This is a genomic window from Clostridium sp. UBA4548 (assembly GCF_002387895.1).
GTDB lineage: Bacteria > Bacillota > Clostridia > Clostridiales > Clostridiaceae > Clostridium_J.
Map to the genome: position 1 here is coordinate 105036 of NZ_DGLI01000021.1, position 21030 is coordinate 126065.

The 21030-nt window shown below is 32.6% G+C and carries 17 protein-coding genes and 2 riboswitches; of the genes, 16 read left to right on the forward strand and 1 reads right to left on the reverse strand.

Translation table 11 applies throughout. The annotated features are described in order from the left end of the window. The first annotated feature begins 276 nt into the window (after positions 1–276). The 14 genes from B3040_RS06980 (at position 277) to groL (ending at position 16303) form a co-directional block, all read left to right on the forward strand. Positions 277–915 (forward strand): redox-sensing transcriptional repressor Rex, encoded by a 639-nt coding sequence (locus tag B3040_RS06980; protein WP_291571591.1) that lies wholly within the window; start codon positions 277–279, stop codon positions 913–915. Positions 916–1160: 245 nt separating this feature from the next. Next, positions 1161–1940, forward strand: coding sequence for a short-chain-enoyl-CoA hydratase (locus B3040_RS06985; RefSeq protein WP_291571592.1), 780 nt, complete (start codon positions 1161–1163; stop codon positions 1938–1940). A 53-nt stretch (positions 1941–1993) separates the two neighbouring features. After that, on the forward strand, positions 1994–3133 hold the full coding sequence (locus tag B3040_RS06990; protein WP_291571594.1) for an acyl-CoA dehydrogenase: 1140 nt from the start codon (positions 1994–1996) through the stop codon (positions 3131–3133). 13 nt (positions 3134–3146) lie between these two features. Beyond that, entirely contained in the window at positions 3147–3929 is a 783-nt protein-coding gene (locus B3040_RS06995; RefSeq protein WP_026050886.1) for an electron transfer flavoprotein subunit beta/FixA family protein, read from the forward strand. Between the two features lie 23 nt (positions 3930–3952). Next, positions 3953–4960, forward strand: coding sequence for an electron transfer flavoprotein subunit alpha/FixB family protein (locus B3040_RS07000; protein ID WP_291571597.1), 1008 nt, complete (start codon positions 3953–3955; stop codon positions 4958–4960). A 196-nt stretch (positions 4961–5156) separates the two neighbouring features. Beyond that, positions 5157–6005 (forward strand): 3-hydroxybutyryl-CoA dehydrogenase, encoded by an 849-nt coding sequence (locus tag B3040_RS07005; protein ID WP_291571599.1) that lies wholly within the window; start codon positions 5157–5159, stop codon positions 6003–6005. A gap of 229 nt (positions 6006–6234) precedes the next feature. Continuing rightward, on the forward strand, positions 6235–7260 hold the full coding sequence (locus B3040_RS07010; RefSeq protein ID WP_291571601.1) for a pyruvate kinase: 1026 nt from the start codon (positions 6235–6237) through the stop codon (positions 7258–7260). 343 nt (positions 7261–7603) lie between these two features. Beyond that, positions 7604–8770, forward strand: coding sequence for an iron-containing alcohol dehydrogenase (locus tag B3040_RS07015; RefSeq protein ID WP_291571603.1), 1167 nt, complete (start codon positions 7604–7606; stop codon positions 8768–8770). A gap of 456 nt (positions 8771–9226) precedes the next feature. Next, positions 9227–9329: riboswitch (glycine riboswitch) on the forward strand. Positions 9330–9696: 367 nt separating this feature from the next. Further along, on the forward strand, positions 9697–10563 hold the full coding sequence (locus tag B3040_RS07020) for a sulfide/dihydroorotate dehydrogenase-like FAD/NAD-binding protein (protein ID WP_021281230.1): 867 nt from the start codon (positions 9697–9699) through the stop codon (positions 10561–10563). Then, entirely contained in the window at positions 10563–11948 is a 1386-nt protein-coding gene (gltA, locus tag B3040_RS07025) for an NADPH-dependent glutamate synthase (RefSeq protein WP_291571607.1), read from the forward strand. Before B3040_RS07020 ends, gltA begins: the two co-directional genes overlap by 1 nt. Positions 11949–12453: 505 nt before the next feature. After that, entirely contained in the window at positions 12454–13335 is an 882-nt protein-coding gene (locus tag B3040_RS07030) for a DNA-3-methyladenine glycosylase family protein (protein ID WP_291571609.1), read from the forward strand. Positions 13336–13384: 49 nt separating this feature from the next. Further along, a complete protein-coding gene (locus tag B3040_RS07035; protein WP_291571611.1) occupies positions 13385–14110 on the forward strand; it encodes a TVP38/TMEM64 family protein in 726 nt (241 codons plus the stop codon). A 198-nt stretch (positions 14111–14308) separates the two neighbouring features. After that, positions 14309–14593: a co-chaperone GroES gene (groES, locus tag B3040_RS07040; RefSeq protein WP_017413396.1), complete on the forward strand. Its 285-nt coding sequence runs from the start codon at positions 14309–14311 to the stop codon at positions 14591–14593. An 84-nt stretch (positions 14594–14677) separates the two neighbouring features. Then, on the forward strand, positions 14678–16303 hold the full coding sequence (gene groL, locus B3040_RS07045) for a chaperonin GroEL (RefSeq protein ID WP_291571614.1): 1626 nt from the start codon (positions 14678–14680) through the stop codon (positions 16301–16303). Between the two features lie 97 nt (positions 16304–16400). Here the strand turns inward: groL and B3040_RS07050 are convergent, their stop codons facing one another. Next, on the reverse strand, positions 16401–17210 hold the full coding sequence (locus tag B3040_RS07050; protein ID WP_291571616.1) for an EAL domain-containing protein: 810 nt from the start codon (positions 17208–17210) through the stop codon (positions 16401–16403). Positions 17211–17346: 136 nt separating this feature from the next. Beyond that, a riboswitch (purine riboswitch) is annotated at positions 17347–17444 on the forward strand. A 217-nt stretch (positions 17445–17661) separates the two neighbouring features. Between B3040_RS07050 and guaB the strand changes: the two genes are divergently transcribed. Both guaB and guaA read left to right on the forward strand, forming a co-directional pair. Next, entirely contained in the window at positions 17662–19116 is a 1455-nt protein-coding gene (gene guaB, locus B3040_RS07055) for an IMP dehydrogenase (RefSeq protein ID WP_291571618.1), read from the forward strand. Positions 19117–19225: 109 nt separating this feature from the next. After that, the gene (guaA, locus tag B3040_RS07060; RefSeq protein WP_291571620.1) at positions 19226–20755 is read left to right on the forward strand and encodes a glutamine-hydrolyzing GMP synthase; all 1530 of its coding nucleotides are present in this window, start codon (positions 19226–19228) and stop codon (positions 20753–20755) included. Positions 20756–21030 lie beyond the last annotated feature (275 nt).

Genomic DNA, 21030 nt, shown 5'->3' on the forward strand with positions numbered 1-21030 from the left:
AATACATATTTATACATAATTTTAGTTAATTATTAAATTATACTAAAATATTTGTAATATGATAGTTATATATAGAAAAAGTATGGATAAATTATATTATTTTGTGTTATAGGGATTTTGAATAATAGGTAATACTAAAGATAATAATTAAAAAGTTTTAACAAGTGTATTTACATACAAAGAAAATTTTATGATGAACTTAAGCAGTAAAATTGCATTGGTTGATTTGAGAATACAAGAGTAAAATATTACAATACTAAGTTAGGGGTGGAAACATTGGAAAGAAAAAAGAATATTTCTATGGCAGTAATAAAGAGATTACCAAAGTATTATAGATACTTAAATGAACTTGCCAAAAATGATGTAGATAGAATATCTTCAAAGGAACTAAGTGAAAAGATAGGCTTCACTGCATCTCAAATAAGACAGGACTTAAATTGTTTTGGAGATTTTGGTCAGCAAGGATATGGTTATAATGTTAAAGAACTATTACATCAAATTGCTGGTATACTAGGACTGAATAGAGAGTATAACACTGTAATTGTAGGTGCTGGTAACATAGGTCAGGCTATTGCAAATTATACTAAATTCGAAAGAATGTCCTTCAATCTAAAAGGGATTTTTGATATCAATGTAAAATTAATAGGGCTTAAAATTAGAGATATAGAAATTCAAGATATAGATGATTTAGAAGGATTTCTAAGAGAAAACAAAGTAGATATAGCTATATTATGTGTGCCAAAGAACAGAGCGCAAAATGTCAGTGATGTGGTAACTAAAAATGGAGTTAAGGCAATTTGGAACTTTGCTCCTGTAGACTTAAAAGTACCTAATGATGTAATAGTGGAAAATGTTCACTTAAGTGAAAGTCTTATGACTCTAAGTTATTTACTAAATGAGCAAGAATTGAGCTAACTTTACGACAAAAATATACAATGGTGTTAACAATTCACATTAATATAAGTCTTAACACTGATAAAGGTTTAAATAAATATAAATATTTTTTAAATCTTGTAAAAAAAATAACAATTCATATTGAAATGTTATTAAATACCTTATATAATAATAATTGAGGCAAACATGCTTCAATTATTTTTTACTTCAATTTGTTACGAAATTAACAAATTATGAAGGAAAAGATTCATGGGGAGATGAAAAGAATGAATTATAGTAATATCATCTTTGAAAAAGAAGGCAATTTAGCGATAGTTAAGATTAACAGACCAAAGGCATTAAATGCGTTAAACTCTGAAACGTTAAAAGAGTTAGATAATGTTATTGATACTATTGCACAAGATGATGAAGTATATGTAGTTGTTTTGACAGGAGAAGGTAAGGCTTTTGTTGCAGGTGCAGACATATCAGAAATGAAAGATTTAAATCCGATGGAAGGAAGAAACTTTGGAGTGCTAGGAAACAGAGTTTTTAGAAAACTAGAGAACTTAGATAAACCAGTTATCGCTGCGATTAATGGTTTTGCTCTAGGCGGTGGATGTGAACTTTCAATGGCTTGTGATATAAGAGTAGCTTCAGGAAAAGCTAAATTCGGACAACCAGAAGTTGGTCTAGGAATAACCCCTGGGTTTGGCGGAACTCAGAGATTAGCTAGATTAGTTGGTGAAGGAATGGCTAAGCAATTAATATACACAGGTGATATTATAACTGCTGAGGAAGCTTTAAGAATTGGTCTAGTAAATAAGGTAGTTGAACCAGAAGTCTTATTAGATGAAGTTAAAGCAATGGCAATGAAAATAGCTAAAAATGCCCCTATAGCTGTTAAGTTATGCAAGACTGCTATAAATAAGGGAATGCAAATGGATATAGATAGTGCAATAGCTTATGAAGCAGAAGTATTTGGACTTTGTTTTAGTTCGGAAGACCAAAAAGAAGGTATGACTGCTTTTGTTGAAAAAAGAGATAAGATGTTTAAGAATAGATAAGGTACGAGTAGAAATAGTACTATAAATGTATAAATTATAGGAGGTAAAGGGAAATGAACTTTTCACTAACTAAGGAACAAGATTTTGTAAGAAAAATGGTAAGGGAATTCGCTGAGACTGACGTAAAACCAATTGCTGCTGAAATAGATGTTACTGAAAGATTCCCAATGGAAAATGTTGAAAAAATGGCTAGATACCATATGATGGGTATTCCATTCCCAGTTGAGTTAGGCGGAGCAGGTGGAGACAACCTATCTTACGCAATAGCTGTAGAAGAGCTTTCAAGAGTATGTGGATCAACAGGAGTTATACTATCAGCTCATACTTCATTAGGTGCTTCTCCAATATATGCTTTTGGAACTCCAGCTCAAAAAGAAAAATACTTAGTACCACTTGCAAAAGGTGAAAAATTAGGTGCTTTCGGATTAACTGAGCCTAACGCAGGAACAGATGCTGCAGGACAACAAACTACAGCTGTTTTAGATGGTGATAACTATATATTAAATGGTTCTAAAATATTCATCACTAACGGTGGTGTTGCTGATATATTCATAGTATTTGCTATGACAGACAAATCAAAAGGAACAAAAGGAATATCTGCTTTCATCGTTGAAAAATCTTTCCCAGGTTTCTCAATAGGAAAAGTTGAAGAGAAATTAGGAATAAGAGCATCTTCAACAACTGAGTTAGTATTCGAAAACTGTATAGTTCCAAAAGAAAACTTACTTGGAAAAGAAGGTCAAGGATTTAGAGTTGCAATGAATACTCTAGATGGCGGAAGAATTGGTATAGCTGCTCAAGCATTAGGAATAGCTCAAGGAGCTTTAGATGAAGCAGTTGCTTACATGAAAGAAAGAAAACAGTTCGGAAAACCACTTGCTGCATTCCAAGGATTACAATGGATGATAGCTGATATGGATGTTAAAGTTCAGGCTGCTAGATTATTAGTTTACAAAGCTGCTAACAACAAAGATAAAGGATTATCTTATTCATTAGAAGCTGCAAGAGCTAAATTATATGCATCAGAAGTAGCTATGGAAGTTACAACTAAAGCAGTTCAAATCTTCGGCGGATACGGATATACAAAAGAATACCCAGTAGAAAGAATGATGAGAGACGCTAAGATAACTGAAATCTATGAAGGAACTTCAGAAGTTCAAAGAATGGTTATTTCAGCTAACGTCTTAAAGTAGGAGGGAATTAATGATGAAAATAGTTGTTTGCTTAAAACAAGTTCCAGATACAAATGAAGTTAAAATAGATCCAAAAACAGGAACTCTTATAAGAGATGGTGTTCCTTCAATAATAAATCCAGATGATAAAAATGCTTTAGAGGAAGCGTTAAGATTAAAAGATGAAAATGGTGCTCATGTTACTATAATAACAATGGGACCTCCACAAGCTAGAGTAGCTTTAGAAGAAGCATTAGCAATGGGAGCAGACGAAGCTATATTAGTTACTGATAGAGCTTTCGCAGGAGCTGATACTCTTGCAACTTCACATGCTTTAGCAGCTGCTATTAAAAATTTAGAGTATGATATCATATTCGCAGGAAGACAAGCTATAGATGGAGATACAGCTCAAGTAGGACCAGAAATAGCAGAACATTTAAACCTTCCACAAATAACTTATGTTGAAGAAGTTAAAGTAGAAGAGAATGGATTAAAAGTTAGAAGAGCTTGGGAAGACGGATATGAGTATATCAAAGTTCAAACTCCAGTTCTATTAACAGCTATCGAAACTTTAAACCTTCCAAGATACATGAATATTAAAAACATATTCTCTTTAGCAAAAGAAAAAGAGATAAAGGTTTGGACTGTACAAGATATTAATGTAGATGTAGCTCTTTTAGGATTAAAAGGATCACCTACAAAAGTTAAAAGATCTTGGGCAAAAGAAGCAAAAGGCAAAGGTGAAATCTACAATGTATCACCAAAAGAAGCTGCACAAATCGCATTATCTAAACTAAAAGAAAAACACTTCATCTAGGATATAAGTAGGAGGGAATTACTATGAATATAGCAGATTATAAAGGAGTTTGGGTCTTTGCTGAGCAAAGAGATGGAGAACTTCAAAATGTTGCATTAGAATTACTTGGAAAAGGTAGAGAAATCGCTGATAAGTTAGGAGTAGAGCTTACTGCATTACTTCTTGGACATAAAAACATTGAAGAAATGACTAAAGAATTAGGTGCTTTTGGAGCAGACAAGGTTTTAGTTGCTGATCATGAGTTATTAAGCCACTATACTACTGATGGATACGCAAAAGTTATAGCTGATTTAATCAATGAAAAGAAACCAGAAATTATGTTTATAGGAGCTTCTTATATAGGAAGAGACTTAGGTCCAAGAGTTGCTGGAAAATTATCTACTGGACTTACAGCTGACTGTACATCATTAGATATAGATCCAGAAAACAGCAACCTATTAATGACAAGACCAGCTTTCGGTGGAAACTTAATGGCTACAATCGTTTGTGGAGATCATAGACCACAGATGTCTACTGTTAGACCAGGAGTTTTTGAGAAATTAACTAGAGATGAAAACAGAAGCTTTAAAATAGAAAAAGCAAACATTTCCTTAGCTAAAGAAGATATAAGAACAGAAGTTTTAGAAGTGGTTAAATTAGCTAAAGAAGTTGAAGATATCATTGAAGCTGAATTCATCGTAGCTGGTGGTAGAGGTGTAGGTTCTAAAGAAAACTTTGCAGTTTTAAAAGACCTTGCTGATGCACTAGGCGGTTCAGTAGCTGGTTCAAGAGCAGCTGTTGATAATGGCTGGGTTGATAAATCAGTTCAAGTAGGACAAACAGGAAAAACAGTTAGACCAACAATTTATATAGCTTGTGGTATATCTGGAGCAATTCAGCACTTAGCTGGAATGCAAGATTCTAACTTTATCATAGCTATAAATAAAGATGCAGATGCTCCAATCATGAAGATTGCAGATGTTGCATTAGTTGGAGACTATACTAAAATAGTTCCAGAGCTTACTGCTCAATACAAAGCAATGCAAAAATAATAATATACCCCAATGCTCTAGGAGTATTGGGGTTTAATCTAATGTTTTAAATTTCCTAACTTTAATGGGAAAAATGTGATAATATAGTTATGAGACATATTCACAGTGTTTTTTTGATTAAAAAACATATAAATAAAAAACTCATACTTAAATTGAGATTTTTAAAATATAAAATTCATTAAAGGGGTGTTATATTATGGAAAAAATTTGTGTTCTTGGTGCTGGTACCATGGGAGCTGGAATAGCTCAAGCATTTGCTGCAAAAGGGTTTGAAGTAATCATCAGAGATATTAAGGATGAATTCGTTGAAAAAGGAATTTCAGGAATAAAAAAAGGCCTAGAAAAGCTTGCAGCAAAAGGAAAAATCACAAATGAAGAAGTTGAAAATATACTATCAAGAATCAGTGGAACTACTGATTTAAACCTATTAGATGATGTGGATTTAGTAATTGAAGCAGCAGTAGAAAATATGGAAATTAAAAAACAAATATTTGCTGACTTAGATAAGATTTGTAAACCAGAAGCAATTTTAGCTACAAATACCTCATCGCTTTCAATAACTGAAATAGCTACAGCAACTTTAAGACCAGAGAAAGTTATAGGAATGCATTTCTTCAACCCTGCAACAATAATGAAACTTGTTGAGATTATAAGAGGAATGGCAACTTCAGAAGAAACTTATAATGCTATAAAAGAATTAACTTTAGCAATGGGTAAAGAGCCTGTAGAGGTAGCAGAAGCTCCAGGCTTCGTAGTTAATAGAATACTTGTTCCAATGATTAATGAAGCTGTAGGAATCTTTGCAGAAGGAATTGCAAATGCAGAGGATATTGATAAAGCTATGATGCTTGGAGCAAATCACCCAATGGGGCCGTTAGCATTAGGCGATTTAATAGGACTTGATGTTTGTCTTGCTATTATGGATGTATTATATAAGGAAACTGGAGATACAAAATACAGAGCTCACAGTCTTCTAAGAAAGTATGTTAGAGCTGGATACCTTGGTAGAAAGACAGGAAGAGGCTTCCACAACTATCAAAAGTAATCTAATTATACAAAACAGTATATTATATTCTTTTATTTATCTTTGATTCTGATGTATAAATAAAAGAACCCTAGGTAAAGCTAGAATCTTTAGGTTTACTTAGGAAGCCCTAGAGAAATCTAGGGCTTTTTTATGAGTTTTTGATTATAGCCAACCATTTTGGATATGTTATAATTAGAATATATTGTAATTTTTATTCAGGTTTATTTTAGTAAAATGGGAGTATAATATGAAGATTATTTGTTCGATAGGACCTAATGTGAGAGAAAAAGAGGATATAGATAGATTAGTTGGAGCTGGATTAAATATGATGAGGTTCAACTTTTCTCATATAAATTATGATTTAGCAGAGGAACTTATAGATTATACTAAGAAAAGTTATCCTAATGTACCAATAATTGCAGATCTACAAGGGAATAAAATTAGAATATCTAACCTGTTTAAGAAAGCAATTAAAGTGGAGGGTAATGAAGAAGTTCTGTTTTGTAGCGAAAGCTTCTATGCAAAAAATTGGCAAGGATTTGAAAATGAAACTTTAGTGCCTATAAAGCTTGAGGGTAATTTTTCTCTTCTTTATGGAGTTAAAAAAATACTAATGAAGGATGCTACTATGGAGTTTCAGGTTAAGCATAGAATAGCAGAGGAAGAGCTAATAAAAACAGTGGTGATAAGAGGGGGAATTATAAGAGGAGAAAAAGGTATCAATGTGCCAGGTATAGACAGAAAAGGAATGAACCTTACCTCAAAGGATAAAAAAGATGTAAACTTCGCCCTTAAGAACAAGGTAGATATAATATGTCTTTCTTATGTGATCTCTGAAAGAAATATACAGGAACTGAAATCCTATATTGGTAAATTAGTTAAAAAAAATACTGAATACAAGTTTCCTAAAGTATGGGCAAAAGTTGAATGTAGAGAAGGGATAAGAAATTTTGAACATATATTAAAATCAGTAGATGGAATAATTCTAGGAAGAGGAGACTTATCTGCAGAGCTGGATTTAGTTGATATACCAAAAGTACAGCAGCAATTAATAAGTATAATGAAGAAAAGTAAAAAAGAATTTATTATTGGCACCTATGTGTTGGAGTCTATGAAATATTCTTTAGTACCTAGCATTGCAGAAGTAAATGATATATATAACTTCATACATAATAAAGTGACAGGAGTTATGCTTGCAGGTGAGGTGTCTGTAGGAAGGTATCCAATAGAAACTATTACTTTTTTAAAGGGGCTTATTCGTAAATACAAGTAGTGTATAGCTTGAAAAACTAAAGGATGATAAGTGATGTACTAAAGGTTTAAAAAATTTGTAGTGTCATGAAGAATACGTAATTAATATAGGAAGAAGTGTTACATATTTAACAAATAATTATACCATTAAAATTATATATAATTCATTATGAGTGTTTCAAGTACATTTAATTAATAAAAACTTAGCAGTTAATTGTTAAGTTTTTATTAATTTGGTTTTAAATACTGATTTCCTAAACTTGTTGTACTATAATTAGTTTATAAGATAGTTAATTATTTAACTATTTCTATTTTAATTTTAAGAAGCTTTAAATTCATAAGCTGATTACATAGGAGGGGTATTTATGAACAGATTTACATTGCCAAGAGATATTTATTTTGGAGAAAAATCCTTAGAAGTATTAAAAACTTTACAAGGTAAAAAAGCAATTATTGTTACTGGCGGAAGCTCAATGCAAAAGTTTGGTTTTTTAGATAAAGTTAAAAACTTATTAGAAGAAGCAAAAATGGAAGTTAGACTGTTCGAGGGAGTAGAACCAGATCCATCTATAGAAACAGTTATGAAAGGTGCAGAAGTAATGAGAGACTTTGGTCCAGATTGGATCGTTTCAATTGGAGGGGGATCACCAATTGATGCAGCTAAAGCTATGTGGGTATTCTATGAGCACCCAGAAATTACTTTCGATGATATAAAGGACCCATTTACAATTCCTACACTAAGAAATAAGGCAAGATTCATTGCAATACCATCAACAAGTGGTACAGCAACAGAAGTGACTGCTTTTTCAGTAATTACAGATTATAAAAAGAAAATAAAATATCCATTAGCAGATTTCAACATTACTCCAGATATAGCAATTTTAGATACCGAAATTGCTATGACAATGCCAAAACAATTAACAGCTCACACTGGTATGGATGCATTAACTCATGCTATTGAAGCTTATGTAGCAGGACTAAGATCGCCATTCTCAGATCCACTTGCAATGCAAGCTATTACAATGATAAAAGAAAATCTATTAAATTCTTATAATGGAGATGGAAAGGCTAGAGATAACATGCATATAGCTCAATGTTTAGCTGGTATGGCATTCTCTAATGCACTACTAGGAATAACTCATTCTATGGCTCACAAAACAGGAGCAGTATTCCATATTCCTCATGGATGTGCTAATGCTGTATTTTTACCTTATGTAATAGACTTCAACAAGAAGGCTTGCATGGATAGATATGCTACTATAGCAAGAAATTTAGGATTAAAGGGAAATACTGATGAAGAGTTAGTTGATGCGTTAACAGATACTATTAAAGATTTAAACAAGGCTATGGATATTCCTACAACTTTAAAAGCTTATGGAATAACAGAAGAAGACTTCAATAGTAACTTAGATTATGTAGCTGAAAATGCTATTGGAGATGCTTGCACAGGCTCAAATCCAAGATCAATAACAGTAGAGGAAATGAAGAAATTATTTATATGCATATATAATGGAACAAAAGTAAATTTCTAAGGGAATTAAAAGCCCTCTATGGAGTTTTTCATAGGGGGCTACAACTTGTAGCCTTTTGAAAATGGTTTCAAAAAATATAGGGTTATATTATGATAATATATTTTATTCACAACCCAGAATCACAAGGGAGACGAAGTAAAAACAATGTATAAGATAAGTCTTAACCTTTATTCCTTATATGGAAATTAAGAAAGTTTTATACAACAACATAATAGTATTAAGAAATAAAAAATGACAGTAGATGACAGCATTATTCATGTTTTGAAAATATTCACACTTTCTACAGCATGTTCATATTGACTAGTATTAAATAAAACTATAAAATAGATGTGTAATGTGAATATTGAGTGGATGATGGTTATTGGAGATACTTCTATATTAGGGGGGTAACCGTAGAAGAAATGGATAAGCTATGCTATGACTTATTCAAAAGCTTTCAGGTAAGATACAATAATCAGACACAACCCTGGAGAGATCCAAAATTGGACATCGAAGAAGAAACTTAGGGAAGGATAAGAGCCCTAGGGAAACTTTCAGGTAAAAGGACAGGATGTAAATAGCATTGTTTTTTAATGTGGTTTTACATATTGTCTATTTTTTATGTAATTTTTCAAATGTAAACCTTAACGGTATTTTGAAAGTATAAATATCTCACACTCTTTAACTAAGAGTTTTGGGATGAAAACTAAACTTTAGTAGAACTTGAAAATCCTTCTAAAGTTGTGAAAACAATGAACTTGTTCAATGTTTAACATTGATGTATTATATAACTGTTTATAGAGTTATACTAATAGAAGAAAATGGGGCATATTGACAGGTTAATTAGTTGGAAACCTAGTAAAATTTGTTAAAGATTCATAATTTGTAGACAAATAAATTTAAATATTTTTAATATTAAACAAATGTTTAGATGTGGAGGATGTATTATGTATAAAATTGTTGAGAAAAGACTTTTAACTCCTTCAATTTTCATGATGAAAGTTGAAGCTCCAAGAGTAGCTAAATCTGCAAAACCAGGTCAGTTCATCATTATTAGAATGGATGAAAAGGGTGAAAGAGTACCTTTAACTGTTTGCGATACGGATCCAGCAAAAGGAACAGTTACAATTGTAGTTCAAACTATGGGATGTACTACAAAGGATATGGCTAATTATGAAGTAGGACAAAGTTTTTATGATTTTGTTGGACCATTAGGAATGCCATCAGAGCTTCTTCATGAGGATATGGAAGAATTAAAAAATAAAAACATAATATTTATTGCTGGGGGAGTTGGTACAGCACCAGTATATCCTCAAGTTAAATGGTTACATGAGCAAGGAATAAAAGCTGATGTTATCATGGGATATAAAACTAAGGATATGGTAATCTTAGAAGAAGAAATGACTGCAGTTGCAGGCAATGCTTATGTAACTACTGATGATGGTTCTCATGGCTTTAAAGGATTAGTTACTGAAAAGTTAAAGGACTTAGTAAATAACCAAGGTAAAAAATATGACTTAGTTATTGCTATAGGACCAATGATAATGATGAAATTCGTATGTAAATTAACTGAAGAGTTAGGAATTAAAACTATAGTAAGCTTAAACCCAATTATGGTTGATGGAACTGGAATGTGTGGTGCCTGCAGAATTACTGTAGGAGATGAAACTAAGTTTGCTTGTGTTGATGGTCCAGAGTTTGATGGACATAAAGTTAACTTTGATGAAGCTCTTAAGAGATTATCAATGTATAAAGATGAAGAGATAAACAAAGATACTATGAAACCTGGTTGTGGAAGAGGAGGAAATGCATAATGGATAGAATGAAGAGAACTCCAATTGCAGAGCAAGATCCAAAAGTAAGAGCTAAAAACTTCGAAGAAGTTTGTTTAGGATATACAGAAGAAGAAGCAGTTCAAGAAGCTACAAGATGCTTAAACTGTAAGAATAAGCCATGTGTTGGTAAATGTCCAGTATCAATAGATGTACCAGAGTTTATACAACATGTTAAAAATAAAGACTTTGCAGAAGCTGCAAAAGCGTTAGATAAGTACACAGCACTTCCAGCAGTTTGTGGAAGAGTATGTCCACAAGAATTACAATGTGAGAGCAAGTGTGTTCTTGGAATAAAAGGAGAGCCAGTAGCTATTGGTAAACTTGAAAGATTTGTTGCTGACTGGTCAAGAGAAAACAATGTAGACTTAACTAAAGAAGTTGAGAAGAAGAATAAAAGAGTAGCTGTAATAGGTTCAGGCCCAGCAGGAATAACTTGTGCTGGAGACCTTGCTAAAATGGGTTATGATGTAACTGTATTTGAAGCATTACATGAGCCAGGTGGAGTTTTAGTTTATGGAATTCCAGAATTTAGATTACCAAAAGATACAGTAGTTAAACATGAAATAAACAACCTAAGAAAATTAGGTGTAAAAATTGAAACTAACGTAATTGTTGGTAGAACAGTTACCATCGATGAGTTAATTAATGATGAGAAATTTGATGCAGTATTTATAGGTTCAGGAGCAGGTCTTCCAAAGTTTATGGGAATACCAGGAGAAAACTTAAATGGAGTATTCTCAGCTAATGAATTCTTAACTAGAAACAACTTAATGAAAGCATTTAAAGAAGAGTATTCAACTCCAATTAAATCAGGTAAGGTTGTTGCAGTAGTTGGTGGCGGAAACGTTGCTATGGACGCTGCAAGAACAGCATTAAGACTTGGTTCTGAAACTCATATTGTTTACAGAAGAAGTGAAGCAGAACTTCCAGCAAGAGTTGAAGAAGTTCATCACGCTAAAGAAGAAGGCGTTATCTTAGACCTTCTTGTAAATCCTGTAGAAATACTTGGAGATGAAAAAGGCTGGGTTAAAGGCATGAAGTGTGTAAGAATGGAACTTGGTGAACCAGATGCATCTGGAAGAAGAAGACCACAAGTGGTTCCAAATTCTGAATTTACATTAGAGTGTGACACAGTAATCATGTCTCTAGGAACATCACCAAACCCATTAATTCCTGCAACAACTCCAGAACTTGAAATCAATAAATGGAAATGTATAGTTGCTGAAGAAGAAACAGGATTAACTTCAAAATCTAAAGTATATGCTGGTGGAGACGCTGTAACAGGCGCTGCAACAGTTATCCTTGCTATGGAAGCTGGTAAGAAGGCTGCTAAAGCAATAGATACTCAACTTTCAGCAGAGTAATGTAAATTTAAAATTTAAGGTCGCCTTTGGGCGACCTTTTTATTTTAAATATATTTTCATTTTGAATATAAGTTGAAGAAGGATTTTTCAATCTATAAAACAAACTTAAAGAAGAGTACAATAGGTAAGATTCAAATCAGTATAGCAGTTGCTAATGAGTAGGTTAATATATTAGATAAATAGTAACTTTAATGGAATAATTTATATCAGTGATGTTGAGAATATTCATAGCATTACTTTTGATAGTTTAGCAACAATTCGGAAGCTTAAAGTATGTAATGTTCTTTAAAGGGTTGTTCACCAGCTTTGTAACTCTTTGGCCTAGATAAGTTGTGTTGATGTAACAAAGGCAGTTTGTTCACAAAAATACTTTTGTTTAGTCAAAAGCAGTTCCACAAAATGAACTTGTTCATTGTCTTATAAAAATTAAGTTTACTTAATCCATTTTGGAGATTATCATAGAAGTAATAATTAGAAATATTTGTATATGGAATGGAGTGATACCATGGACTTTAAAGAATTAATAGAGGAAGAAGGTAAAGTTATACTGAAAGGAGTAACAAGTTTTGAACTTCCTCATATATTTGATTGTGGTCAATGTTTTAGATGGCATAGACAAAGCAATGATAACTATATAGGGGTAGCCTTTGGCAAGGTTATAGAAGTAGAGAAACGTGATAAGGATGTTATATTGTACAACACCAATTTAGAAGATTTTAATAGTATATGGTGTGATTACTTTGATTTAAGAAGAAATTATAGTGATATAAAAGAAGAATTAGGCAAGGATCCACTTCTTAAAAAAGCTGTAGATTTTGGTTATGGAATAAGACTTCTTCAGCAGGAACCTTTTGAAATCTTAATATCCTTTATAACTTCAGCTAATAATAGGATACCTATGATAAAAAGAGCTATAGAAAATATAAGCAAAACCTATGGAAGTCAATTAGAGTACAATGGGAAAATTTATTACACTTTTCCTACACCAAAAGCACTGGAAAAGGCTACTATGGAAGATATAGAAGCATTAGGAGTAGGGTTTAGAGCTAAGTATATAGTAGATGGAATTAAAAGTGTAGTAGAAGGTACAAAGAGTTTAGAACATATTAAAAGTCTTAATGATGATGACTGCCATGAGGGCTTGAAAGACTTTAACGGAGTTGGTCCAAAAGTTTCTGACTGTATAATGTTATTTTCTATGCAAAAGTATTCAGCTTTCCCTGTAGATGTGTGGGTAAAAAGAGCTATGCAATTTTTTTATTTAGCTCCTGATGTATCCCTACCTAAAATAAGAACCTTCGGAAGAGAAAAATTTGGTGAGCTTTCTGGCTTTGCACAGCAATACTTATTTTACTATGCAAGGGAAAACAATATTAAAATAGACTAAAGTTTTTTATGCTTATATTAAATTTTATAAGTTTAATAGGAGAATATCTATGGAAAAAAGTAAAAACTGGCTACGGTTAACAAAGGATAAAATAAAAGAAAATAGGTTAAAAATTTTTTTAATACTTATTTCAATTCCCTTAATTATAGGAGCTTATCAATTGTTTTTTAGACATTCAACTATGTTTAGGAATCCAGAAGAATTTAAGCAGTGGATATTATCTTATGGATCTTTTAGCATAATAATGTTTGTGTTAATCCAAATCCTTCAAGTTGTAATATTTTTTATACCAGGTGAAGTAACTCAGGTGGCAGGAGGATACATATTTGGTGCCCTTTGGGGTAGTATATTATCTAGTGCCGGGATTTTGATGGGGAGTACCCTAGGATATTTATTTGCAAAATACTTTATAAAAAAATATGTAATAAGGATGATTGAGAAAAGAAATCTAAAAAGATTTAAAAAGGTACTTGATGCAGGAAGCAATAAAATTGTAATTCTCATAATCTACTTAATACCTGGAATACCTAAAGATGTACTGGTGTATGTAGCTGGGGTGTCAAATGTAACCCTAGTAGACTTTATACTTTACTCTTCAATAGGAAGATTTCCGTGGATACTTGCATCAGCATTTTTTGGTGAAGGAATACATATGGAAAACTACTCCTCCATGATAATGATTGCTATAGTAGCTATAGCCTTATTTATTCTTGGATTTTGGAAAGGACATAGTATTATTGACTTTTTTCATAGAATGCATAAAGAGAAAAAGTGATAATATAAGAAAAATAGAGATAATTTGAAATAAATCGGAATAATGGCCAAATTTGGGCTAAAGTATAATGTGATTGCACTTGATAATAATGGAAGTTTTCTTTATTATAAATATTGTAATTAGCACTCGATAGTGATGAGTGCTAACAAAGAGTATATTATAAAATTTATATAATTATAAACTTAAGGAGGTTTTTTTATGAACATCAGACCACTTGGAGACAGAGTTGTTATTAAAAGATTAGAAGCAGAGGAAATGACTAAAAGTGGAATAGTTCTACCAGGCGCATCAAAGGAAAAACCACAAGAGGCAGAAGTAGTAGCGGTAGGTCCAGGAGGCTATGTTGATGGCAAGGACATTAAAATGGAGTTAAAGGTAGGCGACAAGGTACTATTCTCTAAGTACTCTGGAAGTGAAATTAAATTTGAAGGTAAAGAATACATTATTTTAAGACAAGACGATATATTAGCAGTAATTGAGTAATAAAAGGCTACTGCACAGTAAAATTACTGAAAATGAGAAATTAAAGTTATTAGAATAATAAGAAGGAAGTAGGAGGTTTTTAATATGGCTAAGAGCATTTTATTTGGAGAAGAAGCTAGAAGATCTATGCAAAGAGGTGTAGATACTCTTGCAGATACAGTTAAGGTTACACTTGGACCAAAAGGAAGAAATGTTATATTAAATAAAAAGTTTGGATCACCACTTATAACTAATGATGGTGTTACTATTGCTAGAGAAATAGAGCTTGAAGATGCTTATGAAAATATGGGAGCTCAACTTGTTAAAGAAGTAGCTACTAAAACAAATGATGTAGCAGGAGATGGAACTACTACAGCTACAGTTTTAGCTCAAGCTATCATTAGAGAAGGTTTAAAAAATGTTACTGCAGGATCAAATCCGATGCTAATTAGAAATGGTATTAGAATGGCTGTAGATAAAGCAGTAGAAGAAATAAAGAAACATTCGAAACCAGTTAATGGAAAAGAGGACATAGCAAGAGTTGCAGCTATATCTTCTGCTGATGAGGAAATCGGTGCATTAATTGCTTCAGCTATGGAAAAAGTAGGTAACGAAGGAGTTATCACTGTTGAAGAATCAAGAACTATGGGCACTGAACTAGATGTAGTTGAAGGTATGCAATTTGACAGAGGATACTTAAGTGCATATATGGTAACAGATCCAGATAAAATGGAAGCTATTTTAGAAGATGCATACATCTTAATAACTGAAAAGAAAATTGCTAGCATCCAAGAAATTTTACCAGTTCTTGAACAAATTGTTCAACAAGGAAAGAAGTTATTAATTATAGCTGAAGATGTTGAAGGAGAAGCTCTTGCAACTTTAGTTGTTAACAAATTAAGAGGAACTTTCACTTGTGTTGCTGTTAAAGCACCAGGCTTTGGAGATAGAAGAAAAGAAATGTTACAAGATATAGCTACTTTAACTGGTGGTACTGTAATTTCAGAAGAATTAGGTCATGACTTAAAAGAAGCTACAATTGATATGCTTGGAAGAGCTGAAAGCGTTAAAATTTCTAAAGAAAACACAGTAATAGTTAACGGAAGAGGCTCTAAAGATGAAATAGAAAACAGAGTAAATCAAATTAAGAGACAAATTGAAGATACAACTTCAGAGTTCGATAAAGAAAAATTAATGGAAAGACTTGCAAAACTTGCAGGAGGAGTTGCTGTAATTAAAGTTGGAGCAGCTACTGAAACCGAACTTAAAGAAAAGAAATTAAGAATAGAAGATGCTTTAGCAGCTACAAAAGCAGCTGTTGAAGAAGGAATAGTTGCTGGTGGTGGTACTGCATACGTAAGTGCTATACCAGAGGTAGCAAAATTAACATCTGATATTTCAGAAGTTCAAGTTGGTATCAACATTGTAAGAAGAGCTCTTGAAGAGCCATTAAGACAAATAGCTACAAATGCTGGAGATGAAGGTTCAGTAATAATTGAAAAAGTTAAAGCTTCAGAATCACAAATGGGATATGATGCTTTAAGAGGACAATTTGTAGATATGATTAAAGCTGGTATTGTAGACCCAACTAAGGTTACAAGAAGTGCACTTCAAAATGCAGCATCAGTAGCTTCAACTTTCTTAACAACAGAAGCTGCAGTAGTTGATCTGCCAGAAAAGAACGCACCAGCTCCAATGGCACCAGGCATGGGAATGGACGGAATGTACTAGAATATAGGCCAAAATAAAGAAAGTCTAATAGTTTAAAAGCTATAAAAGCAAGAGCTATGTGAAAATTTATGTTTCACATAGCTCTTTTATAATGCAATTACAAGGTTAACTTAGATAAGTAGGTTTTAAAAACTTCTTTACACTCTAGAGAAATATCTTCAGGAGGATCAGTAGGTCTTTGAAGAAAGTATCCTTGGCCTCCATAGGCACCAAGGCATATGAGAGTTTCTAGTTCTTCTTTGCATTCAATGCCTTCTACAATTATTTTCATATTGCAATAGTTTGACATATGTATTAAACCTTTAATTAAGTTTTCTTTTAAAGTGTCCTTGTGGATATTATGAGTTAAATCCATATCTAATTTTAAATAATCTGGCATAACATTTAAAATAGTTTTTAGCCCAGAATAACCAGAACCTACATCGTCTAAAGCTACTTTTATTCCTAAGGATTTTATGTCCCTAATTATATTCTTATAATTATCTACTAAATCAATAGGGCACTGCTCTGTAATTTCTATTACTAGGTTTGAAGGATTTACATTATTGTCTCCTAAACATTTAAAGGTACTACTAGCAAAAAAATCATAGTTAGCCATGGCAAGAGGAGTCATGTTAATGAAAAGTTTATAATCCTTTAAAAAGGGGATAAAAGCTTCAATTGCTTTTTTTCTAGCGAGTTCATCTAAAGTAGTAACCTTATTAGAGAGTCTTGCAGTTTTAAAAAGCACATCTGGTAAATGAAGGGGGGATTCCTTAGGTCCTCTACAAAGTGCTTCATAGCCCAAAATTTTGCCTGTAGCAAGATTAACAATGGGTTGGAAAACCATGTTTATAGCTTCAGTCTCTATAATTTGGCTAAATTCCATGTTTAGATGGCGAGTTCTATATTTTAATTGCTTATCCATAATCTACCTCCGCTTAACTTACCTTCATTATTGACAAATATTAAGAAATTAAATACAGTTGAAATAATGTGTTGACAAAACCTATATAATTAAATAAAATATATATAATTAATAAAACAAACGAACATTGATTATTAATAATTTAATAACGTTAGCTCATATATACCTTGAATATGGCAAGGAGTATCTACCGGAAACCAATAATTTCTGACTATGAGTAAGATTACATTGTACAATGATGAAATTGGACATGTTAGTTTTACTTATAGAAGTATAGCTAACATGTTTTTTTGTACCCAAATTATGAATTAATTATTAGCTAATAACATTCATGTAAGAGTTGCATTTTAAAATTACATTTGTGAAAGTGAGCATAAAGAGAGATTGTGTGCTTAATTAGAGAGTTTTACTGCAACAAATAAAAAATATAGTAGAAAAGAGGATGACAATCATGGCAATAATATTAAAACAAGCATATACCTTTGATGATGTACTATTAGTTCCAAATAAGTCAGATGTGTTACCTAAGGATGTTAAGCTAGTAACTAATCTTACTAAAAAAATAAAATTGAGCTTACCATTAATTAGTGCGGGAATGGATACAGTTACTGAAGCTAAAATGGCTATAGCTATGGCTAGAGAAGGTGGCATAGGCATAATTCATAAGAATATGTCCATAGAAGCTCAAGCTAGTGAAGTAGATAGAGTAAAAAGACAAGAAAATGGAGTAATTAAAGATCCTTTTTCACTATCTAAGGATAGGACTATAGAAGAAGCACTAGGTTTAATGGCAAAGTATAGAATTTCAGGAGTGCCAGTTACTGAAAATGGAAAGCTAGTTGGAATCATCACTAACAGAGATACAGTATTTGAAACTGATTATTCAAAGAAAATAAGCGAAGTGATGACTAGTGAAGGACTTATAACAGCTCTTGAGGGCACAACTATAGAGGAAGCAAAAGAGCTTCTAAGAAAACATAAAATTGAGAAATTACCATTAGTTGATGAGAACTTTAATTTAAAAGGACTTATCACTATTAAAGATATAGAAAAAGCCGTTAAGTACCCCAACGCTGCAAAAGATGAAAGAGGCAGACTTCTTTGTGGAGCTGCCGTAGGAGTAACAAAAGATTTAATGATTAGAGTAGATGCTTTAGTTAAGGCTCATGTAGATGTAATAACAGTAGATACTGCACATGGACATTCTAGAGGAGTTATTGAAGCAGTTAAAGAAATTAAAACTAAGTATCCTGAACTACAAATTATTGCAGGAAACGTAGCTACAGCAGCAGCAACAAAGGAATTGATAGAAGCTGGAGCAGATTGTATTAAAGTTGGAATTGGACCAGGCTCAATTTGCACTACAAGAGTAGTAGCAGGAGTTGGTGTTCCACAGCTTACTGCAGTAATGGATTGTGTAGAGGAAGCTAATAAGTATGGGGTTCCTGTTATAGCAGATGGAGGAATTAAGTACTCTGGAGACGCAGTAAAAGCATTAGCTGCAGGAGCTAAGGTTGTTATGATGGGTTCTTTATTTGCAGGTTGCGAAGAAGCACCAGGAGAAATTGAAATTTATCAAGGAAGAAGCTATAAAGTATATAGAGGCATGGGTTCCATTGGAGCTATGGCTAATGGAAGTAAAGATAGATACTTCCAAGAAGATAACAAGAAACTAGTACCAGAAGGAGTAGAAGGAAGAATTCCTTATAGAGGTTCGGTAGTAGAAACCATATATCAACTTGTAGGTGGAATACGTTCTGGTATGGGATATTTAGGAGCAGAAAATCTAGAAGAATTATATAAAAATGCTACCTTTGTGGTTCAAACTTCCTCAGGACTCAGAGAAAGTCATCCTCATGATATAGTGATGACTAAAGAAGCACCTAATTACAGCGTAAATGTATAAGGATAAAAAGCTTTATAAATTACATTAAAAACAAAAAAATATAGCTTAAAATAAAGTTCTTATTTACAAAATACATTTACTAAAGAAAATAAAGGAGGAAGCTAATACCATGGATAGAGAATTAGTTTTAGTAGTTGATTTTGGCGGACAATACAATCAGCTTATCGCAAGACGAGTTAGAGAAAATAGTGTTTATTGTGAAATAGTTCCTTACACAACTTCAATAGAAAAAATAAAAGAATTAGCACCTAAGGGAATCATTTTTACAGGTGGACCTAATAGTGTATACGGTGAAAATTCACCTAAAATAGATGAAGAAATATTTAATTTAGGTATTCCAGTGCTAGGAATATGCTATGGAGCACAGCTTATGGCTCATACTCTAGGAGGAAGTGTTAAAACTGCACCTGTTAGAGAATATGGTAAAACCAATGTAGATTTAGTTTTAAATAGCCCGCTATTTGAAGGCATTGAAGAAAATCAATGTTGGATGAGTCATACGGATTTCATAGAAGGAAAGCCAGAAGGCTTTGAAATTATTGGATCTACAGAACAATGTCCAATAGCTGCAATGGGAAATAAAGAAAAGAAGCTTTATGGAGTTCAGTTCCACCCAGAAGTTCAGCATACTTTATTTGGAGAAAAGATGCTATCTAATTTCCTTAAGAACATATGTAATCTTAAAGGAGATTGGTCCATGGCTTCTTTTGCAGAAGAGAAAATAGCAGAGATAAAAAATCTTGTTGGAGATAAAAAGGTACTATGCGCCCTATCTGGAGGAGTAGATTCTTCAGTAGCAGCAGTACTTGTTCATAAAGCCATTGGAAAGCAATTAACTTGTGTATTTGTAGACCATGGTCTTTTAAGAAAAGATGAGGGAGATCAAGTAGAAGAAATCTTTAAAAAAGGTTTTGATATGAATCTTATCAGAGTAAATGCTCAGGATAGATTCTTAGGAAAGCTTAAAGGAATTTCTGACCCAGAGAGAAAAAGAAAAATCATCGGGGAAGAATTTATAAGAGTATTTGAAGAAGAAGCAAACAAACTTGGTAAAATAGATTACTTAGTTCAAGGTACAATCTACGCTGACGTAGTAGAAAGTGGTACAAATACATCAGCTACTATAAAAAGTCACCATAATGTAGGAGGACTTCCAGAGGACATCACCTTTGAGCTTATAGAGCCACTTAGAGAATTATTTAAAGATGAAGTTAGAGCAGTGGGTGAAGAAATTGGAATACCACACCACTTAGTTTGGAGACAGCCCTTCCCAGGACCAGGTCTTGCAATTAGAGTTTTAGGGGAAATTACTGAAGAAAAACTAGAAATAGTTAGAGAAGCAGATGCAATATTTAGAGACGAAGTAGCAATAGCAGGACTTGAAAGTGAAATATGGCAATACTTTGCTTGCCTTCCTAACATTAGGTCTGTTGGAGTTATGGGAGATGAAAGAACTTATTGCCACACAGTAGCACTAAGAGCCGTAACATCATCAGATGGTATGACCTCTGATTGGGCTAGAGTGCCTTATGAAGTTCTTGATAAAGTATCAAGAAGAATTGTGAATGAAGTTAAAGGAGTAAACAGAATTGTTTATGATGTAACTTCAAAACCACCTTCCACTATTGAGTGGGAGTAAAATAGCCTTTCTCTTACTAAACATATATTTTATTTGACGCATAGATAGCCTGTCTATGTGTCTTTTTTAGTATATAGTAAATTCAAGGGACTTCAACTTTTGGCTCAAAGAAACCTAGATAAAGTCTTGGCACTAGTAAATTTCAAATTAGATATAAAAGATAAAAGGGATACAAAGAAATAAAGGATATGAATGACACAAGTTGTTGAAGCTTCTTTAAAAAGGGGCGTGAATATGTATTTCTGGCTTTTAAGATAAAAAGTTAGCAATTTCTT